The organism is Nocardia barduliensis, assembly GCF_013315795.1.
Lineage (GTDB): Bacteria > Actinomycetota > Actinomycetes > Mycobacteriales > Mycobacteriaceae > Nocardia > Nocardia barduliensis.
Genome location: NZ_JABLTE010000117.1, coordinates 1 through 20,913 on the forward strand (window position 1 = coordinate 1; position 20,913 = coordinate 20,913).

The window sequence follows — 20,913 nt, forward strand, 5'->3', positions numbered from 1 at the left end:
GATCAACGGTGCGCTCGGTGCTCGGCTGGAGGATGGGGTTGCGGCGGCGACGATCAGTTTCGGCACCGGGCTGGTAGTGCTCGCGCTGGTTTTCGCGGTGAGTGGGCGGGTTCGGGAAGGGGCGCGCCGCGTACGGGGTGCGTTGTCCGAGGGCCAATTGCGGCCGTGGCAGTTGCTGGGGGGCCTGTGCGGGGCGTTCTTCGTCGCGTGCCAGGGGCTGACCGTCGCGGCCATCGGCGTCACCGCGTTCACGGTGGCGACCGTCGCGGGTCAATTGCTCAGCAGTCTGGTCGTCGACCGCCTCGGTCTCGGTCCGAGTGGACGCACGCCGATCACGGTCGTGCGTCTGGCCGGCGCGGCGCTCGGTGTGGTCGCGGTGCTGGTCGCCGGGTTCGGTCAAACCCGTGCCACCGGGGGTCTATCGGTGCCCGACGCGCTGCGCGGCACTCCGACCGCTCTGCTGATCGTCCTGCCCGCGCTGGCCGGGATCGGCCTGGCTTGGCAGCAGGCGGTGAACGGCAAGGTGGGCGCGGTCGGCGGAGCCATCCCGGCGGCCACGGTCAATTTCTGTGTGGGCCTGGCCGCGCTGTCGCTCCTCACGGCCGCGGTGGTGGTGACCTCCGGCGGTCCGGCGCAGTTCCCCACCGAGCCGTGGCTCTATCTCGGCGGGCTGATCGGCGTCGCGTTCATCGCCCTGGCCGCGCTCACGGTCCGCTGGATCGGCGTCCTGTTGCTCGGCCTCACCTCGGTGGCGGGCCAACTGCTGGCCTCCCTGATCCTCGATGTGCTCACCCCGACCAGCGCCGGCCTGTCGGTGACCGCGGTCGTCGGCTGCCTGCTCACCATCGTCGCGGTCGTCGTCGCCACTAGATCACAGGCCTGACACTCGCCCGGCCATTCATGTTCGAAGCGCATAAGTGTGGAATGGTGCGCTCATGCTGATCGAATACGGGGTGTGGGCTTCGCGGCTGGGTCTGTGTGTCGTGTTCGGGCTGTCGGCGTGGGGCAAGCTGGCGGATCGGAGCGCGACGCGGCAGGCGGTGGCGGATTTCGGCGTGCCGCTGCGCTGGGTGCCTGCGGTGGCCTGGGGATTGCCGCTCATCGAGGCGATGATCGCGGTGGCCGTGGTGATTCCCTGGATTTCCGGGCTGGCCGCCGTGGCGGCGCTGGCATTGCTCGCCGTGTTCACGGCGGCCGTCGTGCGTTTGCTGCGCCGCGGCGAGCGGCCCTCGTGTTCGTGTTTCGGCGGTGCGAGTGCCGCGCCGATCGGGCCGAAGACGCTGGTGCGCAACGGTGCCCTCGCAGCGCTGGCCTTGGCTGTGGATATCGGCGCGCTGAGGTATCCGCGGGTGCCGATCGGCCTGCCCGCCGACCACGTGATCGGCTGTTCGGTGGTGGCCGCGCTGGTGGCGGTGCTGGTGTGGCTCATCGGGCAGTTCCGTACTTTGCGCCGCCGGGTGGACGAGCAGGCGCTGTCCACGCTGGGCGCGGAGGGGTTGCCGGTCGGCGCGGTGGCGCCCGAGTTCGAATTGTTCGACGCCACGGGAGCGAAGACCACGCTCGAGGCTCTGCTGACCGGAGGACGTTCGGTACTGCTGGTCTTCGTGCACCCGGGTTGTGAGCTGTGCGCGGCGCTGGCCAGGGAACTGCCCCGCTGGCACGCGCGCACCGGCGACGCGCTGGCGATCGTGGCGGTGGGCAACGGCGACGCGGCGGAACAAGCCGCGTGGGGCGTCGAGAACGGGTTGGGCGATATTCCGTCGCTGGTGCAGCAGGGCAACGAGGCGGCTCTGCGCTATCGCGTGCGTGGCACCCCGTCTGCGGTGCTGATAGACCCTGACGGACGCGTCGCCGCGCCGGTGGCGAGGGGCGGTATCGCGATCCGAGAGTTGATCAGGACGGTGCGGGCGGTAGGCCGCACTCCGGCTCCCGCCTACAACGGGATTCCGGCCGGGATATCCCGCTGAGTTCCTGGCCCTCCCTCCTTCTCGTCGCCGCGCGGCCGACCGAAGACCTGTTATGCGCTGGTTAGCAAATTCTCAGCAAATACCCGGTCGTGCGCCGATAGGATCGAGTCGCACCGGTGCGGAATTCGCCATCCATCGAACCAGACCCATCGACAAGAGGGGAAAGACATGGCGCTCTTCGCATTCACCGACTACTCCGGCAAAGAGTTCATCATCCAGCTGACCAACGAACAGCGGATCCAGGAAGCCCGCCGCATCCTGTCGGGTGACGAGCAGATGTCTGTGCACGTCATGGGCCGGATCCGGAAGATGCCGGCGCCCTACAACCCGGGCTGGGACTTCCATCTGGACCCCGACACCATCACCTTCTTCACCATGGCGATCGAGGTCTGCGACGCCAGCATCATGTACGTCAACGACCATCTGGACGAGGCGTGCGGCGCGTTCCTGCCGGGCTGCTTCTGGTGTCCGTGGTCTTCGAAGCTGACCCGCGAGGTTGCCGACCGGTAGCAATCAGTCGGCATCGCTTCCGGCCGGTGCGGAATCACCGGCCGGAAGTTCGGTTCAGTCCAGCTTGCGCGAGCGCAGTTCGTGGCCCTTGGACGTCTTACACCGTCCGGACGCCAGATCCCACTGCCAGCCGTGCAGGTTGCAGGTGAGGGTGTTGCCTTCCACCACACCGAATTTCGACAGGTCCGCCTTCAGGTGCGGGCAGCGGCGCTGCACCTCCCAGCCACTGAGTTCGGTGGAGGCGGAATCGTCGTGCGCCTCGGCGAACCAGCCGTCGGCGTAGGCGATCCGCTCGTCGGTGAGGCACTTGAAGAACGTGTACAGGAATTCGTTGTACCCGCCGATGCGCCAGGCTTGGAAGCGGGTGGACAGGAAGATGGTGTTCACCCAGTCGGGCTCCCGGTCGCGCAGCACCGTACGCACCAGCTCCGGCGCAATGCGGAAGCCGTAGCGGTAGCGGCCCTCGCCCTCGACCGGCTCGCGCACGGTGCGCTTGGGGAAGTCCAGCACGATCGTTTCCTCGCCGATCACCAAGCCGACCGGGTAGCCGATGCCGTCGCAGATCACATCGCTCTGCGCCATGATCGGCTCGAACAGCTTGCGCAGCGGCTCCAGCAGGGAGCCTTCGCCGCGTTCCCAGGTCGCCTTCTCCGCCTCCAGCACCGGCGCGAGGCGCTGCGCCATCCGCTCGATGTACGCGGCCTTGTCGTCGTAGATCTCGCCGGGGTCGCTCGGATGGGTGAGCGTCAGCTCGGCGCCGCGTACGTCGGCCACCGAACCGGGGATCATCAGGATCCCGCCCTTGTTGCCGTGGATTTCCATCTGCTCGAGGAACACCTTCTGGTCCGGGAAGATGTTGCCCTCGTCACCGCGATCGTCGTTGAGGTAGCGCAGCTCGTCGTCCAGGAACACCGGCGGACCGGCGGAGGGCACCACCCAGGTCGCGCCGACCTGCTCGATGTAGCTGCGCGCGCGGTCCATACCGCGCTGCCGCTTCTGCTTGCCGAAATTCGACTTGGTGCGGGCCGGGATGTCGTAGACCATCGGGTACCAGATCGCGCCCGAGTACTGCAGCAGGTGGATGTCCACGTGGCCGAACGCGTCGTGCAGCACGTCCATGTCGACCGGGCGGGCGTCGTTCATGTTGAAGCAGGTGGTCTCGCCGTCGGAGACGACCAGGCCCGAGTCGCCGATCGGACCGTCGGCGGGCGCGCGCAGCGCGATGATCATGATGTCCAGGTCGCCGCCCGGGCCGGTCACCGTGTGCTTGACCGAGTCCTCGGTCTCGAAGAACTTGTGGAAGCCCAGCTGCTCGAGTTCGCGCCGCAGGTCCGGCACCGGATAGTCGGGCAGCAGCACGGTCGCGTCCTTGTCGACGTGCTCGGCCAGCGTCCGAGCGTCGAAGTGGTCGCGGTGCAGGTGCGAGACGTACAGGAAGTCGCATGCGCCCAGCTCGTCCCAGTCCAGCCGAGTGTTGTCGGGGAACGGGAACCAGGAACCGAAGTACGCGGGGTTCACCCAGGGGTCGCAAAGGATCGACCCGGCCGCGGTACGGATGTGGAATCCGGCGTGTCCGACGCTGGTGATCTGCACTAGCTGCTCCTCCTGCTGTTTACCAGCCAACCAGGGTAGTAGTTACGGCGAGATGTCGCCGATGCAGTAGCCCTCCGGCCCGGATCGCAAGGTGAAGGTGCGGGTCTGCGTCACACCGGCGGAGTTGGTCACCGGCACCAGCACCGCGATGTAGTCGGTGTTCACCTGCTCCGACCGGATCTGCTGGTCGGCGAACTCGGTGGCCCCGGTGAGCACGCCCTGGTTGTTCGCCAGCGGCGCGGGGCTCGGACGCCCGGTGCCCTTGGGGTCCCAGGTCGCCGGGGACGCCTTACAGATCAGAGGGTAGTCGCCCTCCTTGTCGGCGGGGTCGAGCGGAGTGCCGACGAAGCGGGACAGGTACCGGCGCACGGTGTGGCGGGCGTCGGCGTCGTTGTAGGCGATTTCCGCGCCCGCCGTGGCGACGCGTGGGCAGGCGTAGCCGGTGGCGACTTCGGCGCGATCGACGGCGACCGTGGTGGTCGAGTTCGCCCACACGACGGTGGTCTCGGTTGCCGTACCGGGCTGCGCCAAGACGTCGAGGACGGACCGGGGGTCGCCGTACATGTCGGCGACGTTCTTCGGCGCGATGGTCCAGCACTTCTTCTGGAGTTCGGCGATGGTGCGGGACCGCAAGTCGGCTGCCCAGCGCTGCACCGCGGGCGCGGCGGCGGGCAGCCCGGCGACCTCGCCGACCGGTGGGGCGTCGGCGGGGACGGGCGGCAGCGCCGAGGTGCTGGGCGGGGCCGCCGACGGGACCGCGGCCGGGGGCGTGGTGCGCACGGCGGCCTGCGGCGCGCTCTCGTCGGGAATGCCGACGACGGAGTCGCAGCCGGTCAGCGCGACCGCTCCGGACAGGACGAGGCCGCCGATCAGCGCGGCGCGCGTGCGCGGGGCCCGCTTCCGATCGCGTACGGTGCGGTCGTATTCACGCGATGCCGGCCGGGCGCGTTCCACTTCGACAATCCTCTTCTCTCAGGCTTGCGGTTGGGGCTGGTCAGCTGTCCTCGCTCCGGTGCGGCGCACGACGGCGGCGAACTGCCGGTGGGGACGATCAGCGACTACGCTAGCGGACTTGTGGAACCCGTCTATCGGACGATCATCGGGCTGGCCCGAACCGTCTTCTTCATCGAAGGTCTGAAGTTCACCGTCAAGGGCGATGAACACATCCCCGCTCGGGGTGGCGCCGTGCTGGCGGTGAACCACACCGGCTACATGGACTTCACCTACGCGGGCCTGCCGGTACGCACCCCGAAGCGCTACGTCCGGTTCATGGCGAAGAAGGAGGTCTTCGACGACAAGATCTCCGGGCCGATCATGCGCGCCCTCAAACACATCCCCGTTGACCGTTCGGCGGGCGCGGACTCCTACAAGGCCGCCGTGGAATATCTGCGCCGCGGCGAGTTGGTCGGCGTGTACCCCGAGGCGACGATCAGCCGCAGCTTCGAGATCAAGGAATTCAAGTCCGGCGCGGCGCGCATGGCGATCGAGGCGGAGGTGCCGATCATCCCGATCGTCATCTGGGGCGCGCAGCGGGTCTGGACCAAAGGCTTCCCGAAGCGGCTCGGCCGCACCAACACGCCCATCTCGATCGCGGTGGGCGAACCGATCCAGCCGTTCGAGCCCGCCGCCGAACTCACCGCGAAGCTGCGCTCGACCATGCAGGAAATGCTGCTGGACCTGCAGAAAGACTACGTGCACGAGCCCGGCGCCTATTGGGTTCCGGCCCGGCTCGGCGGCAGCGCTCCTACCCTGGAGGAGGCGGACGCGATGGATGCCGCCGAAGCCGAGGCCAAGGCCGCGCGCAAAGACGCGGCGGGGTAGCAACGGGAGCTGTGATGGCGCGGGAACCGGTGTACGACGTGCTCACCGGCCTGGCCCGCGCCATCTTCGTCGCCCAGGGTCTGCGGATCGATATCGAAGGGCAAGAACACATTCCGCGCTCCGGCGGCGCGGTGCTGGCCGTGAACCACACGGCCTACCTCGATTTCATGGAGGTCGGGCTGGTCGGGCGGAAGTCCGGCCGCAACGTCCGGTTCATGATGAAGGCCGAACTCGAGCACGGCCTAGTCGGCTTCCTCATGAAGCACTGCAAGGCGATCGGCGTCGACCGCACGGCCGGGGCCGAGTCGTACGCCCGCGCGGTGATCGCGCTGCGCGGCGGCGAGGTGGTCGTGGTCTATCCCGAGGCGACGATCAGCCGCAGTTTCGAGCTGAAGGAGTTCAAGTCCGGTGCGGCACGGATGGCTGTGGAAGCCGGTGTTCCGATCGTTCCCCTGGTCATCTGGGGCGCCCACCGGATCTGGACCAAAGACATCCCGAAAAGGTTGGGCCGTCACAATTTCCCGATCAACATCCGCATCGGCGCACCGATCCCACCCGCCGAACCCGTCGAGGAACTGACCGTCACCATGCGCGCCCGGATGAGCGAACTCCTGGACCGCGCACAGCGCGACTACCCGATGCAGGAAGGAGCCCGCTGGGTTCCCGCGCGGCTCGGGGGGACCGCCCCGACTCTGGAGCGAGCGGCGGTTCTGGAACGCGAGGAAATGGAGCGCAGACGTCGGGCAAAGGAGCGCTGACGTGCGCTCACGACGCGAGCGCGATCGTTCAGGACCGCGTGTGCTCTCGATCGGATCGGGAAGCGTCGAGCCGTGTGATAACGGCGCACGCTCGCCGGGCGGTCCCGGTGCATGCCCTTCGGAGGCTTCGACATAGGAAACGGGAAGTTCGAGTGTCGATTTTCAGTTCAAGTCAGCAGCGCTTGTATTTCGGCAATGCGCCGGTCGAGCCGTGCGGAGTGTGCGGTGTCTGCCGCCTCCCGCGCCTCTCGGATGGTGGCCCGTGCCGCGTCCAGATTGCGGATTTTCAGGTACGACTCGGCGAGCCAAGTGCGATACAGGGCGACCTCACGGACACGGTCGGCGTCGAGTTGCTCGATCGCGCCGGACAGTAGCGAACTCGCCTTTCCTGGATCGTCCAATTCGACGAAGCATCTGCCTGCCATGATGTCTATCTCTGTGCGGTCCACCCAATACACCCATTCGGGCTCGGGAATGTCAGGTGACCGGCCATCGTAGGCTTCGTCCACCGCATCGAGCGCTCGTTCCGCTTCGGCGCGGTCGCGCGAGCGCGCACAGGCCCATGCCAGGCGGTCCGTGAGCAATGACCGGACTATTGGAGGCGCGTTCGTCGCTCCCTTGACCGCGGTGCGCGCCAACAGCGCTGCCTCGGACGGATTGCCGACGTTGGCGATCTGATAGCTCAGACTCGATAGAAGTTGCGCCGTCAAGACGCGGTCTCCGGCATCACCGGCCGCCGCCGCGCCGCTCAGATACAGACGTTGGGCGTCGTCGTACCTACCGGCGTCGCTCGCGACCCAGCCGGCGAGTTGTGCCAGCTCACCGGCGACGATCAGCAGTCGCTTGCCCACTCGATCGGAATAGCTGCATTCCGTGATGACCGCTCGCGCGCTTTCGAACTCGCGCAGAACCAGCGGAAGAAGTTCCTCGCCACCGATGCTGTCGTCCAGGTGTCGCAGCTCGACCACGCGCTGTTCCATCTCGGTCGCCAGTGACTCGCCGACCCGCCGACCGACGGAGGCATGCGTTTTGGGCGCGCTGTCCGCTACCAGCCATTCGTGCGCGATACGGATCGGGTCCGGCGACGGTGCCATGAGGGCGTTTATCGGGATATTCAGAGCGCGGGAGTAGCCGATGATGTGCTCTTGCTTCACACCGCGCTGCCCGTTCTCCAACATACCGAGCAGCGACTTGCTGTAATTCGTCTTCGCCGCGAGCGCGGCCAGGCTGACCCCACGGCTGCGCCGGGCAGCCCTGAGCAGATGTCCAGGATTATCCATCGGTCCAACGCACCCCCGGTTCTGTGGAATCTTGTGGACGGCAAATCAATTCCCCGCCTGTGCTTTTCAACCGACATTACTACATAGCGCCTGGTAGCGGGTGTGCGAAGCACTGCTTCGGATCCGGCTACCCATGCTTCGAAATGGCTGAGCTATTTCGAGCGGCTCAGGCCGAGCCGGACGCACGACGAACGTCTTCGATTGGAAGTGGGGGTACAGATGAAAACGTGGCGACACTCCAGGGTCGCGGTGCCTGTTCTATCGACGGGAGTGTGATCTGCCCGCTGTGGTCGACCCGCCGGAACTCGGGCGGATCGTCATGCGGGCCGGGTCGGTGTGGGCTATGACGATGCCCGCTCGGCTGGGGCAGGCGGTCAAGGCGCATATGCAGAGCGGAGGCGTTGCGCTGGGGCCGATTGTGGGGCACCCCCTTCGGGACGCTGGACGTATCTGATCCGGCCTGATCTGCCCGATGACGTGCGGTTGTTCGGCGAGTTGTTCCGGCTCGACGTGGCGGTCGCTGGGTCTGGGGCGACGATTGCGCTGCCTTCACCCACCGCATCGGTCGGCGCGATCCGGCACTGGATAGTGCCTCCGCGCAACAGCTTCCGTCCATCGGGCAGGGTCGTAGTCGCGGCTATCCGGGCCTGGGCTGACCAGATGCCGCGCACCCGGCGGGGGCCGGGAGTGGCCTACCATGCCGGATGACGAAATCCGCGCTCGGCGATTTCTCCGCGCTGCCGAGCTGCGATCCCGGCTCGCGCACGACAACCCGCACTGGGCGGTCTCCACTCCGGAAAACGCCCGGAAGGCGCTCGACCTGCACCACGACTGCGATTTCCTCAGCTGTACGACGCTCGTCGCGGCGGTGATCGTCAGCCGCGAGGACTACCGATACTTCCGCCGCGCCGAAACGAACGCGGCCGGAGGCGAGCAATTCACGGCGCCAACAGAATCGGGTGCTTGATGTGCGGTGATTCAACCTCGAACCCGTCGGAGACGGATGTCCACGTGAGCGTGTTCTTGCACGGTCTCCGGCTGGATTTCGCCGCCTGCGTGGTGGCGGCGATGACGTTCGCACGGGAATGGCGGCACGCCCACTACCCCAACGCGGTGGAGATCCTCCCGGACGGTGCGGAGGGCTTGCCCCGTCTGCCGTGCGAGCGTTTGTATTGCGAGCGCTCGTGTCCTGTGCGCGGAGGCTCGTGAGCACATTGCTCCGCGAAGGCAGGTCGGTCAGCCGACGTGGCGCATCATTTCGACAGCTTCGATCATGTCGTAGCGTTTCTCGAGGATGATCAGCAGTTCGTCGACCGATTGGGGCGGGTTGCGGTAACGGCGGGTCAGGTTCGTCAATGCCCGAAGAGCGGTCTCAGGAGCCGTCGATACCGTGTCTGCCGCGAATGGCGCCGGTTCGATTACTTGCAGGTGCGGCGGCAGCCGCGTATCCGGGAAGTCCTTCACATTGCTGGTGACAATCGCGCCCGCTCCGCCGACGACGGCGGCGGCGAGCACGTGCTCATCGTCGGGATCGGGAAGCCCGAAGGTTCCCTCGTGGGGTTCCCAATTGCGGACCAGGGCATCATCGAACGCCGCCCGCATCGTCTCGACAAGCCGACGTGCCCGCCGCTCGGCCTCGTCCTGAACTACACCCTGTGCGGCAAGTTTCGCGGTTTCGGTGTACTCCACCTCTTCGAGAATGCGGTTTGACCATAGTGGTCGGTACAGACTTTCGACCGCGAGCGACAGCAGGAAGTCCCGCTGCAGGCTGGGATAGAGCACACAGGTGTCGAGCACTACCGCGAACACACGGTGATTCTCTCAGCTCTGCGCCCGTCGCCGTGCCGCCACCGCACGGCGTGCCTCTTTCAGCCGCGCTCGCACCACTTCGGGATCGTCCTCGGTGTCGATATCGACCGCGGTCGCTTCGATTGCCTCGTACTGCCGGAGCTTGCGCGCTTGCTGGTACTCCAGAACGTCGTGCAGCCGCAGACGGTGGCGGGAGCCGATGCGCTCGGCGGGCAGTTCGCCGCGCTCGATCAGCTTGATGACCGTCGGTCGGCTGATGCCCAGCAGGTCGGCTGCCTGCTGGGAGGTCAGCGTCATGCTGCGGGGAGCGACGGTCACGGCCTTACCGGCCTGCATCGCGGTGACCACCTGTACCAGCGCCTCGTGCACTTCAGGCGGCAACTCGATTCGGTCGCGTTCACTGGCCCCGACCAGTGCGTAGCGCACCAGAGGGCGCGGCCCCTGCGAGATCGCATGCGAACTCAGGAAGTTCAGCAGTGAAGGCAGCTCCTGAGGGTGTTCCGGCACGAACGTCCGCGCTTCCACCGACGAGGTCATGTCGGCGCCTCCTTGCTCGCTCCGAAAATTCCGCAATACGTTTCGAATCTTTCGAATAGCATCGCACGACTTCGATGCGATGTCGAGAGACGTTATGGACACAGTTCGACCACGGAACCCGCTCTCGAGCGAGGTCCTACGGGCCTGGTCGACTCTGCGAACGACACAGTGCCTCGGGCACGAACGTTCGTGTTCCGATCGTTCGGTGCGCCCCCGATCAACGAAGGCGGGTGAGCGCGCGGCACGGGGAAGGATCGGGTACCTCGCCGCGCAGGAACGACGTGGGCGGCACGCCCATCAGACTGCGGAAATCGGCTGTCATGTGTGACTGGTCGTAGTAACCCGTTCCGGTGGCGAGGTCGGCCAGCGGCATGTCTTCGGCTCGGGACAGGACCCGGCGCACTCTATCGATGCGCGCGAAATGTTTCGGGGAAACGCCGATTCCGCTGGCGAAAATGTTGCGGAGTTGCCGCTCGCTCACCGCGAGGCGCGTGGCCAGCTCGGCGACGGAAAGGGGCTCGTCGGTGGTGATGGCGGCTACGGCGGTGGCGAGCAACCTGCGCTGGGTGCGCTGGGCTGGATCGTCGGGGATGCGGCGCGGCAGTTCGTTCTCGAGATACGGCACGACCTCGTCGTGATCGAGTTCGACCAATTCGGCGGACAGGCGGGCGACGGGACCCGGCAGGTCGTCCAACCGCGTCACACGGTCGGTGAGGTCCGCGGCGGGGATGCCGAGCAGGGCACGGACCGCGCCGGGCGCGAGTCGCAGGCGGACACAGCCCGCGGGTTTGCTCGCGCGCGAGTAGGTCGCCTTGGTCTGCGGCCCCACGACGAGTGCGACCCGGGTGTCATCGACCTCCCCGCGCTCGGCGCGGAGCACGATCGTGGTCGCCGCCTGCGGGATGTGCGCGAACGGATCGGTCAAATCCAGCACGGTCGGGATGCGGCCGAGTTCGGCCAACCACGGCCGCAGCGACTCCGGCGCGGGCTCGGACGTCTCGACCAGGTCGGCGGTCACGACGGACGGCGGGCGCAGCAGGGTGGTCACCGCCTCCACTGTAGGCAGTCGCGCCCTGGGCAGGTGTGCCGAAATTTCCTAGAGACCTGCGCGAATGCCCGGCAGCGTGGTCCTCATGATCGTGATCACCGGTGCGACCGGCACCATCGGCAGTGAAATCGTCCGCCAGCTCGCCGACCGCGGCGCACACGTCCGCGCCGTGACCAGAGATCCGGCCCGGACCGAAGTGCCCGCGGGCGTCGAAGTGGTACAAGGCGATTACGCCGACCTGCCGTCCATGCGGGCGGCGATGACCGGCGCGCAGGCGGCGTTCATCGTCGGCGTGCTCGGCCCGGAGTACGCGGAAGCCGACCGCGCGCTGATCACCACCGCGCGCGACGCAGGAGTGGGCAGGATCGTCAAGCTCTCCGCCATCGGCACCGGGGACACCGAACTGGGCCGCGTGGGCACCTGGCATCTGCCCGGTGAGCAGGCCGTGCGGGACAGCGGCGTCGAATGGACCATCCTGCGCCCCAGCTCCTTCGCCTCGAACACCCTGAGCTGGGCCGACGCCATCCGGGCCGGGCAGCCGGTGCCGAACATGACCGGCGATGCCGCTCAAGGGGTCATCGATCCGCGCGATGTCGCCGGGGTCGCCGTCGCGGCGCTGACCTATGCCGAGCACGCGGGCCGGATCTACACTCTCACCGGCCCGGAGCTGCGCACCACCCATGACCTGGCGGCCACGTTGGCCACGGTGGCCGGCCACCCGGTGGACGTCATCGATATTCCCGAAACCGAAGCACGGGCACATATGCTCGCGTCCGGAATGTCCGTCGAATTCGTGGACGGGGCGCTGGCCGGGCAGGCGTATGTGCGGGCGGGACACAACGCGATCGTCACCGAGGACGTGTCCCGAATTCTCGGCCGGGCGCGGAGTTTCGCCGAATGGGCAGCGGATCATGCGAATGCGTTCGTGACCGTGCAGAGCGCACCGTAGGCTATCTGTGATTGACATCACATCGAATTGCTGAATGGTGCATGCTCCGCAAGGGTGACATGACCGGCCGGACGGCCGGTGTGCTTACACGAAAAGGGGATTGGGATGCGTCAACGGGTCATGACGGTCTTGGTGGCAGTCGTAGCAGGCGGGTCGGCCGCCGCGTTCGGTGGCGCGAGTGCGTCCGCGGTCGCGGTGAACCCTTTCCCCGGCGGCACGGAGGTCTACTTCGACAACGGTGAATCCGCGGCGATCGCGAACCTGAACCTCGGTCCCGCGCTGAGCCAGGTGGCCGTCGCCTGGTCGCCGGGCGCGAAAGCGATGCTCGGAGAAGGGATTACCGAGCACGCCCGTTGGGCCAGCGAAACGCCGACCGGTGGCGTCTCGATCGAGGTGTACGGCCTGTTCACGCAACCCTCACTGGTCACCGTCACCACGCTGCGCGGCTGAGCGGAATCTCCATTTCGGATTTCCTTGCGCTGGGGGTACTCTCACCCATGGCGTTATGCGCATGTGCGCTGACGAGTGAGCCGCCTGGCGATGCCCGGACGGGACGGCACTCCGTGTGCGGTCCCGTCCGGTGTTTCCTCGTTACGCCGACGTGGAGCGAAAGCCGCGCAGCCGCAGGCTGTTGCTGACCACGAAGACCGAGGAGAACGCCATCGCCGCGCCCGCGAGCATCGGGTTCAGCAGCCCCGCCATGGCCAGCGGGATCGCGGCCACGTTGTAGGCGAAGGCCCAGAACAGATTGCCCTTGATGGTCGCGAGGGTGCGGCGGGACAGGCGAATCGCGTCGGCCGCGGCCCGCAGGTCGCCGCGCACCAGGGTGAGATCGCCCGCCTCGATGGCCACGTCGGTGCCGGTGCCCATGGCCAGGCCAAGGTCGGCCTGGGCCAGCGCCGCGGCGTCGTTGACGCCGTCGCCCACCATCGCGACCACTTTGCCCTCGGCCTGCAACCGCTTGACGGTGTCGACCTTGTCCTGCGGCAGCACCTCCGCGATCACCTGATCGATGCCCACCTGCGCGGCGATCGCGTCGGCGGCCGCCTGGTTGTCGCCGGTCAGCATGATCGGAGTGAGGCCGAGGGCGCGCAGTTGGGCGATCGCCTCGGCGGAAGTGGGTTTCACCGCGTCCGCCACCACGAGCACGCCGCGCGCCTGGCCGTCCCAGCCCACCGCGACGGCGGTCTTCCCTTCGGCCTCGGCCGTGCGGATCGCCTGGGTCAGGTCGTCGTCGAGGTGCTGTGACCAGTCGGCGAGCAGCCGGGCGCGGCCGACGAGCACGGCGTGACCGTCCACCATGCCCTGCACGCCGAGACCCGCCACGTTGGCGAAGTCCTCCACCGGCTTCAACTCGCCCACCCGCTCCCTGGCGCCTTTGGCGATGGCCTGCGCGATGGGGTGTTCGGACGAATCCTCCAGCGCTCCCGCCAGTTCCAGAATCCGTTCGGCCCGCTCGCCGTCGGCGGGCACCACGTCGAGCAGCGTCATCTTGCCCGCGGTGACGGTGCCGGTCTTGTCCAGCACGATCGTGTCCACCCGCCGGGTCGACTCCAGCACTTCGGGGCCTTTGATCAAGATGCCCAGTTGCGCGCCGCGTCCCGTGCCGACCATCAGCGCGGTCGGCGTGGCCAGCCCGAGCGCGCACGGGCACGCGATGATCAGCACCGCCACCGCCGCGGTGAACGCCGCAGCCACCGAACCGCCGGTGCCGAGCCAGAAGCCGAGCGTCGCGACCGACAGCGCGATCACGATCGGCACGAAGATCCCGGAGATCCGGTCGGCCAGCCGCTGCGCCTGTGCCTTGCCGTTCTGCGCGTCTTCGACCAGCTTCGCCATCTGCGCCAGCTGGGTGTCCGAGCCGATCCTGGTGGCGCGCACCACGAGCCGGCCGCCCACGTTCACGGTCGCGCCGACCACGGCGTCGTCCGGGCCGACCTCCACCGGCACCGACTCGCCGGTGAGCATCGAGGCGTCGACGGCCGAGGAGCCCTCCACCACGACGCCGTCGGTGGCGATCTTCTCGCCGGGCCGCACCACGAACCGGTCGCCGACCGTCAGCTGCTCGACCGGAATACGCCGCTCGGCCCCATTGCGCAGCACCGAGACCTCCTTGGCGCCCAGCTCCAGCAGGGCGCGCAACGCCGCGCCGGCCCGCCGCTTGGCGCGCGCCTCGAAGAAGCGCCCGGCCAGGAGGAACGTGGTGACGCCCGCCGCGGCCTCGAGATAGATGCTGCCGGTGCCGTCCATCCGGGAGATGGTGAACTCGAACGGATGCGTCATGCCCGGCGTGCCTGCGGTGCCCCAGAACAGGGCATACAGCGACCAACCCAGTGCGGCCAGCGTCCCCATCGAGATCAGCGTGTCCATGGTCGCGGCGCCGTGGCGCAGATTGGTCCACGCCGCGCGGTGGAACGGCAGCGCGCCCCACACCACCACCGGCGCGGCCAGGGTCAGCGAGAGCCACTGCCAGTTGGTGAACTGCAAGGCCGGGATCATCGCCATGGCGATCACCGGCACCGACAGCACCAGCGAGACCAAGAGGCGGGTGCGCAGGGCGGCGGCGGGATCGTCCTCGACAGTGGGTTCCTGCGGCTTCGGCGGGGCGGGCAGGGCGGCGGTGTAACCGGCCTGCTCGACGGTGGCGATCAGCTCGTCCGGCGAGACGTCGCCGCTGACCTCGACCCTCGCCTTCTCCGTCGCGTAGTTCACGGTCGCGGTGACGCCGTCGAGCTTGTTGAGTGTCTTCTCGATCCGCGCGGCGCAGGACGCGCAGGTCATTCCACCGATCACGAGTTCGACCTGCCCCGAGGGCGGCGGTTGTGTCGCGGTGGTCATCGTGGGTGCTCCGTTCTGTGCGGCGCGGTGCGGACGGCCGTCGGTCAGTGCCCGTGGCCGTTGCCGTCCGGCGCCTGCTGTTGACCAGTGTGTTCGTTGTGTGTCGAGGCGTCCACGCCGGGGGTGCCCGGCGCGACGGTGAGGGTGAATTCGGCGGTGCGGACCACGCCCTCGTGCTGGAAGTCGAGGAACAGGCGATAGTCGCCCGCGCTCGGGGCGGTGACGGCGAAGGTGATACCCGGCCCCGCCGCAGTCACGCCGTCGCCCGGATGACCCTCCGGATGGACGTGCAGGTAGCCCAAGTCAGCGGCGCGCAGGGCGACCAGGTGGCCGTAAGCCCCGAGATAGGGCTGCAAGTCGGTCACCGGCTTCCCGGCCCGGCTCACCGACAGCGTCACCTTCGAGGCCCGGCCGGGGGCGACGTCGCCGTCCAGCGTGACGGTGTAGTCGCCGACGGTGGCCGTGCGCGCGGGCGCGGGCAACCGCTGCGGGTCGTAACCGCCCGCCACTCGGAGGTCCGCGCCCAGCGTCAGGTTGTCGCCGCCCTCGGGCGTGAAGTCGGCGAACACCCGGTAGTCGCCCGCGCGAGTGAGGTCGAGCGGGACGCTCCAGGTTCCGCCGCCGTCGAGCACCGGATGCACGTGCTGGTAGGCGGACATGTCGCGGCGCACGACGATCAGGTGGAGATCCTTATCGTGGCTGCGCACGTAACGGGTGACGGGGTTTCCATCCTTGTCCAGGATGGTGAAGCGCAGCGGCACGTTCGCGGCGGCGGTGATCTGGGTGGTGTCCAGCCGCAGGGTGTAGCCGCGGTCGGTCGCCATCATTCCTCCAGGTAGTGCGTCTGAGCTGGTTCCGCCCGCTGTGGTGTGCGCTGTCGAGTCGTGGGTGGCGGGTTCGGTGGGCTCCGGTCCCAGGACCGAACCGGCCACGAAGGCGATCCCGAAGACCGCGGCGAGGCCGAGGGCGAAGCCGCCGAACTTGGTGGACGCGTGCATCGGCGTGCTCCTCGTCAGTCGGTGACCGCGTAGCCGGCGCGGGCCACGGCGGCGGCGAGGTCGGCGCGCTCGATCGGGCTCGCGCTCTCGACGGTCACCCGGCCGTCGGCGAGGTCGATCGTGACGGAACCGACGCCGGAGATGCGGCCGATCTCGGTGCGGACCGAAGTGGCACAGCCTCCGCAGGTCATGCCGGTCACGTTGACGGTGCTGATGCTCATGGATCGTTCTCCTCGTGCGATGGCTTTTGCTGCTGCGGTTACCGTACCCCCCTAGGGTATCAAGATGTCAAGTGGGACTCCCGGCGCGCACGAGAAAGCCCGGTCCGCGGCAGGGGCGGACCGGGCTCGGTGGGGAGGTCAGGCCGCGCGGTAGGTCACGAGCGCGACCGCGGGAGCCGAAACCACCTGCACTTCGGCGGAGTCGGCGACCGCGACGTGCAAGAACCCGCCCTCGATCGCGATGCGAACGTCCTCGACGGTGCGCACGGATTGTCCGTCACGGTTCAGTAGGGAGTAGCCCTCGACCAAGGTGACCTCGGTCGCAGCACGCCATTTCGCTTCCAGCGCGGCGCCTTTCCCCGGTGGCACGGGCGGGAAATCGAGTTCCGGCTCCGCGACGTGGTTGAAGTAGTTGGACAGGATGTTCAGCGCGACGTGGCCGACGATCTCGCTCAACTCGGCGTCGCTCACGCCACCCGCACGCGCCGAGGCGAGCGCGGCGTCATCGACCCGGCCACGGGTGCGGAGCACGTCACGGGCGACGCGCAGAATCGCGTCGGCGTGTGGGTCTTCGGCGTGTGCCGCGCGGGTGTCGGCGATCGCCTGCTCGGTGAGACCCATCCGGCTCGCGCGCATGGTGTGCGCGGCGGTGCAGTAGTCGCAGCCGTTCTCGCTCGCGACCAGCAAGGCGAGCTGTTCGCGAACGCGGGCGGCGAGTTTTCCTGTGCCGAGCGCTTCGCGCAGGTTCAGATATCCGCGCAGGGTGGCCGGGCTGTTCGCCATGGCGGCGTAGAGATTCGGGACGCGGCCCAGCTGGCGCTGCACTTCGGTGATCAGCGCGGTTTGCTCGGCGTCGGCGGAGTCGGTGGACACAAGGGGCAGGCGGGACATCGAAGCCTCCAGCTCGGACAAGATGGTACCGATCGGTTCCGAATTTGGACGGTACTGATCGGTTCCAACTTGGTCAAGCTGGACGGTACTGATCGGTTCCGTTCTGCTACCGTGGCAGCATGGCAACCCGGGCCAAGCAGCGCTTGCTCACCACGGCGGAGGACCTGTTCTATGCCGAAGGCATCCGTGCCGTCGGCATCGACCGCTTGCTGCAAGAGTCCGGCGTGGGCCGCGCCTCCTTCTATCGCCACTTCGCGAGCAAGGACGAACTGATCGTCGCGGTGCTGGAGGATCGCGACCGTCGCTGGCTGGACTGGCTGCGGGAATCGGTCGAGGCGAAAGCCGACGACCCGGGCGCCCGCCCGCTCGCGGTCTTCGAGGCTTTGGCGGATCGATTCGCTCGCAAGGATTTCCGCGGCTGCGCGTTCATCAACACCATGGTCGAGGTCGCTGATCGCGGGAGCGCCGCGCATCAGGTCGCCGATCGGCACAAGCGCCGTGTGATCGAGTACCTGAACGCCCTTCTCACCGAGGCGGGAAGATCCGACGCCACCGAACTGGCCGCCGAACTCGCGTTGCTGGTCGACGGTGCGATCGTCACCGCTGTCCGGGAGGGAACTCCGGACGCCGCCACCCGTGCCCGCGCCATCGCCCAGCGGCTGCTCGCCGCGTAGTGCAGGCAGCGGAGCTTCGAGGCCGCTGGGCGTCTTCCGGATGCGATGGCTCGGCGCGTGATGGCAGCGCGCCGAGCTCGGGCGGGACGGCCTGCAGAGGATGGTTCGCCGTCGCGTGACCTGTTCGATTCAGGCGGAGTGCAGTTTGCGGGCGGTGGGGGAGGATTCGGTGGTCGCAGGGTCGGGGTAGGTGCCGAAGAGGCGGTCGGCGGTGCCCGAACTGGTGACCGTGAACCAGTAGTGCTCGTTCTTGTAGTGGTGGTGGCGATGGTTGCGCCAGATCGCCCGGTAAAGCGAGCCTTGCGGCTTGTAGTCGGTGTGGATCAGGTAGTGCGTCCACTCGTAGCCGAGGCCGAGCAGGGTGATGGTGATCAGGAAGGTCAGCCCGAGACCCAGCCGCGGGAAGGCGAACACCGCCAGCGCGACGAGTACGACTACAAGCACCGACAGCGTCTTCGTCGGGATGAAGATCAGCGGGATGTCCCGCGGGTCCACGTGGTGCTCGCGGTGCTTGCGCGCCAGTTCGCTGTCGAGCGCGAGCGGCCCGAGCCGCCGTGGCCGCCAATGCAGCACGGTGACGTGCACGACCCATTCGAACACCGGGAACATCGCCAGCATCACGGCGGGCACCAGCAGGTCGGTCGGCTGCCAGTCGCCGACGATGATCCGGGCGATCAGTGCGCCCGCCAGTGTGATTCCGATCAGCCAGGGCGAAGGGTGCCGGCGGAATTCCGTGAACGCCTGGCCGAGAGTGAGTCCCCGGCGCAGTGCCCGCTCGTCCCTGCGCACCCGTGCGCGGGCGTCTGCTTCGACCGAATCACGTTCGGATGCATTCGATTTGGTCATGATGGTTCCTAGCTGTGCGTGACCGGCGGTCCGCCGAGGACCTCGATCAGGGCGGTGGTCGCCGGCTCGAGCAGCGCCCGAGCGGTGGTGGCGGCCTTCTGCGGCCGGCCCGCCACGATGGCGGCGGCCAGTTCGCGGTATGCCTCGACGTTGCCCACCTCGGCGGACATGATCGGGGCCAGCGCCGCGAGCGCCGGTTCATAGGCGGCGCGCAACATGTTGAACATCAGCCGGAAGACGATCGAGTCGGCCGCGTCCACGACGTGATCCCAGAACTCCATCGCGTGCCGCTGCTGTGCGATCGGATCCTCCGCGACGGCAAGCGCTTCGACCGAGCCTTCCAGTAGCGGGCGAACCTCGCCGGCGCCGATCGAACCGATCCGGCGCGCGGCCAACTCCGCGACCTTCGGCCCGTTGTGCAGCCGGGCCTCCAGGATGCTGCGGGCGACGGCGGGGTCCAGCTCCCCGGCCTGCACCAGCAGCCTGGGCAGCACCTCGAGCCCCGCGCCGCGCCGATAATCCAGCACGGTCGTCGCGTCACCCTGCCGCACGGACACCAGCCCGGCCGCGGCCAGCCGCTGGAGCGCCTCCCGCACCGCAGGCCGCGACACCCCCAGAGCCTCCGCCAACTGGCGCTCACTGGGCAGGGTCGCCCCCGGCGCCAGCTCGCCGCTGAGCACATCCGCGGCGATCTGCTCGAACACATCCGCCGACACCGACCGCTTGACCACAGGTTGCAACGCCATGGTCCTACTGTGCGCCTTGTTGGTCAGAAGGTCAAGTGGTCAGACCAGAGGTTCTCGTCGGTTCAGCGGAGCAGGTCCAGAGCATTCCAGTCGTCGGCGGCGGCCACGCAGCGTTCCAGGATGGGCAGTCGGGCGGGCCATCCGCCTCCGCTGCGTTCCAAGCCGATGACGTGCAGCGCGAGCGGCGTGCACAGATTCCACAAGAACCCGGCACGCAACTCGATGGTCCACTGATCGGTATCCGTCCTGCCCGCGCCGAGTTCGGCGAGGCGGTCATGGTATGCGCGAAGCAGATCGGCTTCGATCGCCCGCCGGGTATCGGTCGTCAAGCTGGTGGCGAGGAAGCGGGCGACGTCCAGCATTCCGGACGCGTGCTGCAGAAACTGGAAGTCGATCAAGGTGCAGCGGTGCGAACCGAAGTGGATATTTTGACTATGGAAGTCGCCGTGCGCGATGGTTCGGTGCTGTGGCGCGAGCAGGTCGGCCAATTGCTCGAATCCATCCACCACGAGAGCGGGAGCCTGTCCCAGCGTTTGCGGCCAATCACCCTGATAGCTACGCAACCAGCGCTGGCAGAATTGTCCGACTCGCGAATCCGCCGGTGGCAGCGCCCACTTCAGTTCGGTGGGCAATTCGCGACGCCACCACCACGCGTGCACGCTCGCCAGCGTCGTCATCGCCCGGAAGGCCAGATCCGCAGTGCAACCGTCGATCTGGCGGACGAAGCCTTCGTCGCCGAGGTCCTCCATGACGAGCCAGGGAGCCGGGTCGAGGCCGTACGCCAGTACCGCGGGCACATCGAACGGCGCGGGATGCACTTCGTGATACTGATAGAAGCCGAGTTCCACCATCGCGAGGTCGCGGCTTTCGGCGAATCGGTCCGATGATTTCTTGTAGATCAGCGACGCCGGGCCGGAACTGTCCGGTGGGTCGTAAGTGACCAGGACACGTTGCACCTCGCCGACCAGTCCGGACCCCGCGAGGCCGCGTACCGCCACGTCAACGACATGCTCGGCCGAGGGCAAACGGCCGGAGGAACGCAGTGTCGCCTCGAGCGCGGATGGATCCGTGATTGCGGGCGTAGCTGCGACTTCGCCGGTCAAGTGAGGTCCTGAGGTCGGTGGAGAGGGCGCGAAACGGGATGAGACCACTTCCTGCTCAGGCTGCACGCGCCGAGCTGGCGATGGCAACAATCACCGGTCGTCGCTTGAACAGCCGTCAGGTGGGATCCGAGCCGCGGATGGCGGACAGCCAGATAGACCCGCCGGTCGCGATGGTGAACGCGGCGAAGAAGGTGGTGAGTCCGCCGCCGTCGACATAGATCCACAGGAGCGCGGCGATCGGGGCAGCGACGGCCGACTGGGCGTCGAGCAGGAGCCGGCGACGCAGCCGGACGGCCTTCGCGGTGTGGGCGAGCGCGTCGGGGG

General features: G+C 67.9%; 23 protein-coding genes and 1 pseudogene. 10 read left to right on the forward strand and 14 right to left on the reverse strand.

Going from position 1 to position 20,913, the window contains the following annotated elements; translation table 11 throughout:
• Position 1: 1 nt before the first annotated feature.
• The 3 genes from HOV91_RS32735 to HOV91_RS32745 all read left to right on the forward strand — a co-directional run bounded on the left by HOV91_RS32735 (position 2) and on the right by HOV91_RS32745 (position 2,477).
• Positions 2-883 carry a DMT family transporter gene (locus HOV91_RS32735; protein WP_312884852.1) on the forward strand — a complete coding sequence of 294 codons (882 nt, stop codon included), beginning with the start codon at positions 2-4 and terminating at the stop codon, positions 881-883.
• Between the two features lie 52 nt (positions 884-935).
• Complete coding sequence (locus tag HOV91_RS32740; protein WP_174189132.1) at positions 936-1,967, forward strand: TlpA family protein disulfide reductase; 1,032 nt, start codon at positions 936-938, stop codon at positions 1,965-1,967.
• A gap of 168 nt (positions 1,968-2,135) precedes the next feature.
• Entirely contained in the window at positions 2,136-2,477 is a 342-nt protein-coding gene (locus HOV91_RS32745; protein WP_043717710.1) for a BP74-related protein, read from the forward strand.
• Positions 2,478-2,531: 54 nt separating this feature from the next.
• On the opposite strand, the gene HOV91_RS32750 is transcribed toward HOV91_RS32745, so the two are convergent.
• Both HOV91_RS32750 and HOV91_RS32755 read right to left on the reverse strand, forming a co-directional pair.
• Positions 2,532-4,070 carry a Rieske 2Fe-2S domain-containing protein gene (locus HOV91_RS32750; protein ID WP_174189133.1) on the reverse strand — a complete coding sequence of 513 codons (1,539 nt, stop codon included), beginning with the start codon at positions 4,068-4,070 and terminating at the stop codon, positions 2,532-2,534.
• Between the two features lie 42 nt (positions 4,071-4,112).
• On the reverse strand, positions 4,113-5,024 hold the full coding sequence (locus tag HOV91_RS32755; RefSeq protein ID WP_312884853.1) for a hypothetical protein: 912 nt from the start codon (positions 5,022-5,024) through the stop codon (positions 4,113-4,115).
• Positions 5,025-5,144: 120 nt separating this feature from the next.
• On the opposite strand from HOV91_RS32755, the gene HOV91_RS32760 reads away from it, so the two are divergent.
• Positions 5,145-5,891 carry a lysophospholipid acyltransferase family protein gene (locus HOV91_RS32760; protein ID WP_174189134.1) on the forward strand — a complete coding sequence of 249 codons (747 nt, stop codon included), beginning with the start codon at positions 5,145-5,147 and terminating at the stop codon, positions 5,889-5,891.
• A gap of 14 nt (positions 5,892-5,905) precedes the next feature.
• Positions 5,906-6,649 (forward strand): lysophospholipid acyltransferase family protein, encoded by a 744-nt coding sequence (locus tag HOV91_RS32765; protein ID WP_174189135.1) that lies wholly within the window; start codon positions 5,906-5,908, stop codon positions 6,647-6,649.
• A gap of 167 nt (positions 6,650-6,816) precedes the next feature.
• Here the strand turns inward: HOV91_RS32765 and HOV91_RS32770 are convergent, their stop codons facing one another.
• The gene (locus HOV91_RS32770) at positions 6,817-7,929 is read right to left on the reverse strand and encodes a helix-turn-helix domain-containing protein (protein ID WP_174189136.1); all 1,113 of its coding nucleotides are present in this window, start codon (positions 7,927-7,929) and stop codon (positions 6,817-6,819) included.
• Positions 7,930-8,626: 697 nt separating this feature from the next.
• Between HOV91_RS32770 and HOV91_RS32775 the strand changes: the two genes are divergently transcribed.
• Together HOV91_RS32775 and HOV91_RS32780 are read left to right on the forward strand one after the other, a co-directional pair.
• Entirely contained in the window at positions 8,627-8,896 is a 270-nt protein-coding gene (locus HOV91_RS32775; protein ID WP_174189137.1) for a hypothetical protein, read from the forward strand.
• A gap of 44 nt (positions 8,897-8,940) precedes the next feature.
• Positions 8,941-9,138, forward strand: coding sequence for a hypothetical protein (locus HOV91_RS32780; protein ID WP_174189138.1), 198 nt, complete (start codon positions 8,941-8,943; stop codon positions 9,136-9,138).
• Positions 9,139-9,165: 27 nt separating this feature from the next.
• On the opposite strand, the gene HOV91_RS32785 is transcribed toward HOV91_RS32780, so the two are convergent.
• From HOV91_RS32785 to HOV91_RS32795, 3 genes are all read right to left on the reverse strand, one after another.
• Positions 9,166-9,738 carry a PIN domain-containing protein gene (locus HOV91_RS32785; protein ID WP_174189139.1) on the reverse strand — a complete coding sequence of 191 codons (573 nt, stop codon included), beginning with the start codon at positions 9,736-9,738 and terminating at the stop codon, positions 9,166-9,168.
• 12 nt (positions 9,739-9,750) lie between these two features.
• Positions 9,751-10,275 (reverse strand): helix-turn-helix domain-containing protein, encoded by a 525-nt coding sequence (locus tag HOV91_RS32790; protein WP_174189140.1) that lies wholly within the window; start codon positions 10,273-10,275, stop codon positions 9,751-9,753.
• Between the two features lie 217 nt (positions 10,276-10,492).
• Positions 10,493-11,323, reverse strand: a complete 831-nt coding sequence (locus HOV91_RS32795) for an AraC family transcriptional regulator (protein ID WP_217441399.1) — start codon at positions 11,321-11,323, stop codon at positions 10,493-10,495.
• An 85-nt stretch (positions 11,324-11,408) separates the two neighbouring features.
• Between HOV91_RS32795 and HOV91_RS32800 the strand changes: the two genes are divergently transcribed.
• The gene (locus HOV91_RS32800) at positions 11,409-12,272 is read left to right on the forward strand and encodes an NAD(P)H-binding protein (RefSeq protein ID WP_174189141.1); all 864 of its coding nucleotides are present in this window, start codon (positions 11,409-11,411) and stop codon (positions 12,270-12,272) included.
• Between the two features lie 105 nt (positions 12,273-12,377).
• Positions 12,378-12,722, forward strand: coding sequence for a hypothetical protein (locus HOV91_RS32805; RefSeq protein WP_157227054.1), 345 nt, complete (start codon positions 12,378-12,380; stop codon positions 12,720-12,722).
• A 141-nt stretch (positions 12,723-12,863) separates the two neighbouring features.
• Here the strand turns inward: HOV91_RS32805 and HOV91_RS32810 are convergent, their stop codons facing one another.
• From HOV91_RS32810 to HOV91_RS32825, 4 genes are all read right to left on the reverse strand, one after another.
• Entirely contained in the window at positions 12,864-15,110 is a 2,247-nt protein-coding gene (locus tag HOV91_RS32810) for a heavy metal translocating P-type ATPase (RefSeq protein WP_174189142.1), read from the reverse strand.
• 44 nt (positions 15,111-15,154) lie between these two features.
• Complete coding sequence (locus HOV91_RS32815) at positions 15,155-16,108, reverse strand: DUF8832 domain-containing protein (RefSeq protein WP_246351282.1); 954 nt, start codon at positions 16,106-16,108, stop codon at positions 15,155-15,157.
• Between the two features lie 14 nt (positions 16,109-16,122).
• Positions 16,123-16,329, reverse strand: coding sequence for a heavy-metal-associated domain-containing protein (locus tag HOV91_RS32820; RefSeq protein WP_174189143.1), 207 nt, complete (start codon positions 16,327-16,329; stop codon positions 16,123-16,125).
• Positions 16,330-16,467: 138 nt separating this feature from the next.
• Positions 16,468-17,220 (reverse strand): carboxymuconolactone decarboxylase family protein, encoded by a 753-nt coding sequence (locus HOV91_RS32825; protein ID WP_174189144.1) that lies wholly within the window; start codon positions 17,218-17,220, stop codon positions 16,468-16,470.
• A 119-nt stretch (positions 17,221-17,339) separates the two neighbouring features.
• Here HOV91_RS32825 and HOV91_RS32830 point away from each other — a divergent pair, with 119 nt between their 5' ends.
• A complete protein-coding gene (locus HOV91_RS32830) occupies positions 17,340-17,894 on the forward strand; it encodes a TetR/AcrR family transcriptional regulator (RefSeq protein ID WP_174189145.1) in 555 nt (184 codons plus the stop codon).
• A 129-nt stretch (positions 17,895-18,023) separates the two neighbouring features.
• Here HOV91_RS32830 and HOV91_RS32835 read toward each other — a convergent pair whose 3' ends face one another.
• The 4 genes and pseudogenes from HOV91_RS32835 to HOV91_RS32850 all read right to left on the reverse strand — a co-directional run.
• Positions 18,024-18,740, reverse strand: a complete 717-nt coding sequence (locus HOV91_RS32835) for a sterol desaturase family protein (RefSeq protein WP_174189146.1) — start codon at positions 18,738-18,740, stop codon at positions 18,024-18,026.
• Between the two features lie 8 nt (positions 18,741-18,748).
• Positions 18,749-19,486, reverse strand: coding sequence for a FadR/GntR family transcriptional regulator (locus HOV91_RS32840; protein WP_174189147.1), 738 nt, complete (start codon positions 19,484-19,486; stop codon positions 18,749-18,751).
• Between the two features lie 62 nt (positions 19,487-19,548).
• On the reverse strand, positions 19,549-20,589 hold the full coding sequence (locus HOV91_RS32845; RefSeq protein ID WP_174189148.1) for a phosphotransferase: 1,041 nt from the start codon (positions 20,587-20,589) through the stop codon (positions 19,549-19,551).
• A gap of 115 nt (positions 20,590-20,704) precedes the next feature.
• Positions 20,705-20,913: pseudogene (locus HOV91_RS32850) on the reverse strand (hypothetical protein); the annotation flags it as partial.

What these genes read in the sequence shown, in the direction of transcription:
- HOV91_RS32740 (WP_174189132.1), top strand. Translation starts at nt 936, where the DNA reads ATGCTGATCGAATACGGGGTGTGGGCTTCGCGGCTGGGTCTGTGTGTC.
- HOV91_RS32745 (WP_043717710.1), top strand. Translation starts at nt 2,136, where the DNA reads ATGGCGCTCTTCGCATTCACCGACTACTCCGGCAAAGAGTTCATCATC.
- HOV91_RS32765 (WP_174189135.1), top strand. Translation starts at nt 5,906, where the DNA reads ATGGCGCGGGAACCGGTGTACGACGTGCTCACCGGCCTGGCCCGCGCC.
- HOV91_RS32770 (WP_174189136.1), bottom strand. Translation starts at nt 7,929, where the DNA reads ATGGATAATCCTGGACATCTGCTCAGGGCTGCCCGGCGCAGCCGTGGG.
- HOV91_RS32775 (WP_174189137.1), top strand. Translation starts at nt 8,627, where the DNA reads ATGCCGGATGACGAAATCCGCGCTCGGCGATTTCTCCGCGCTGCCGAG.
- HOV91_RS32790 (WP_174189140.1), bottom strand. Translation starts at nt 10,275, where the DNA reads ATGACCTCGTCGGTGGAAGCGCGGACGTTCGTGCCGGAACACCCTCAG.
- HOV91_RS32800 (WP_174189141.1), top strand. Translation starts at nt 11,409, where the DNA reads ATGATCGTGATCACCGGTGCGACCGGCACCATCGGCAGTGAAATCGTC.
- HOV91_RS32805 (WP_157227054.1), top strand. Translation starts at nt 12,378, where the DNA reads ATGCGTCAACGGGTCATGACGGTCTTGGTGGCAGTCGTAGCAGGCGGG.
- HOV91_RS32810 (WP_174189142.1), bottom strand. Translation starts at nt 15,110, where the DNA reads ATGACCACCGCGACACAACCGCCGCCCTCGGGGCAGGTCGAACTCGTG.
- HOV91_RS32815 (WP_246351282.1), bottom strand. Translation starts at nt 16,108, where the DNA reads ATGCACGCGTCCACCAAGTTCGGCGGCTTCGCCCTCGGCCTCGCCGCG.
- HOV91_RS32820 (WP_174189143.1), bottom strand. Translation starts at nt 16,329, where the DNA reads ATGAGCATCAGCACCGTCAACGTGACCGGCATGACCTGCGGAGGCTGT.
- HOV91_RS32825 (WP_174189144.1), bottom strand. Translation starts at nt 17,220, where the DNA reads ATGTCCCGCCTGCCCCTTGTGTCCACCGACTCCGCCGACGCCGAGCAA.
- HOV91_RS32830 (WP_174189145.1), top strand. Translation starts at nt 17,340, where the DNA reads ATGGCAACCCGGGCCAAGCAGCGCTTGCTCACCACGGCGGAGGACCTG.
- HOV91_RS32835 (WP_174189146.1), bottom strand. Translation starts at nt 18,740, where the DNA reads ATGACCAAATCGAATGCATCCGAACGTGATTCGGTCGAAGCAGACGCC.
- HOV91_RS32840 (WP_174189147.1), bottom strand. Translation starts at nt 19,486, where the DNA reads ATGGCGTTGCAACCTGTGGTCAAGCGGTCGGTGTCGGCGGATGTGTTC.